2 protein-coding genes are annotated in these 963 nt (G+C 72.2%); one reads left to right on the plus strand and one right to left on the minus strand.

The window, feature by feature from the left end:
* Positions 1-93 precede the first annotated feature (93 nt).
* Positions 94-717 carry a biliverdin-producing heme oxygenase gene (locus tag G7A99_RS21290; RefSeq protein ID WP_163143915.1) on the plus strand — a complete coding sequence of 208 codons (624 nt, stop codon included), beginning with the start codon at positions 94-96 and terminating at the stop codon, positions 715-717.
* A gap of 96 nt (positions 718-813) precedes the next feature.
* Here G7A99_RS21290 and G7A99_RS26010 read toward each other — a convergent pair whose 3' ends face one another.
* Positions 814-954 (minus strand): DUF2000 family protein, encoded by a 141-nt coding sequence (locus G7A99_RS26010; RefSeq protein WP_371807653.1) that lies wholly within the window; start codon positions 952-954, stop codon positions 814-816.
* Between the last annotated feature and the right edge of the window lie 9 nt (positions 955-963).

Genomic DNA, 963 nt, shown 5'->3' on the forward strand with positions numbered 1-963 from the left:
TCCGGGACCCCAGTGCTGCGTCAGGGTGACGCGGCAGGTCACGCCACGCCGGCGTTCATGCCTACCACGGCAATGACGGGGAGAAGCCGACCCATGCCCGAGGCTGCCTATCCGGAATCCCTGCTGTCCCGGCGGCTCAAGGTCGGGACCCAGGCCGTCCACGAGGCACTCGACCGGCGCATCACCGGCGCCGCCCCGTTCGCGGACCGGCAACGTTACAGCCGGTTCCTGCGCGTTCAGCTCCGGCTGCACCACGTCACCGCGCCGCTGTACCGCGATCCACGGCTGCAGGCCGATCTGCCCGGGCTGGCGGCGCTCGACCGCCTTGAGGCGGTGAAGGCCGACTGCATCGACCTCGGCATCCCGGAGGACGCCCTGGAGCGGGATCGCCGCGCGGCAGCGGCGGTCACCATCCCCGGCCGCCCCGAGGCCCTGGGCTGGATCTACACCCACGAGGGCTCGCGCATGGGGGCCGCGGTCCTGCTCCGGGAGGCACGTCAGGGGCTGGCGCTTTCCGAGACCTACGGCGCCCGGCACATGACCGCCCACACCGACGGCCGCGCCCCGCACTGGCGGGACTTCAAGACCACCCTGGACGCGATCGCACTGACACCGCTGGAGGCGGATCGCGCCGTCACCGGCGCCCGTGCCGCCTTCGTCTTCGTCCAGGAGGCCGTGGACCGCCTGATGCCCGTTGAGCGCCCCGCCATGCCCTAGAAGCCCGGACCGCACCGTCGCGTAGCGCGTCGCCGGACACCCGCCGGCCGCGCTCGCCTGACGCGGATCCGGGGCGGCACGCCGACGTCCGGTTTGTCAGCGCAGGAGAGGGAAGCCGCCGCACAGGCGGTTGACCGCCTTCCTCGGGCCGTGAACGAGGACGCCGTGGAACGTCATTTCCGCGCTCGCCGTCTCCGCACAGGTCGCGATGTAGTCGTCGTAATGCCGGCTATTCAGTGCCGAGTC

This window comes from Arhodomonas sp. KWT, from assembly GCF_010993615.1.

Bases quoted from the DNA above. Each gene is read 5' to 3' on its own strand.
- G7A99_RS21290 (WP_163143915.1), top strand. From the start codon at position 94: ATGCCCGAGGCTGCCTATCCGGAATCCCTGCTGTCCCGGCGGCTCAAG.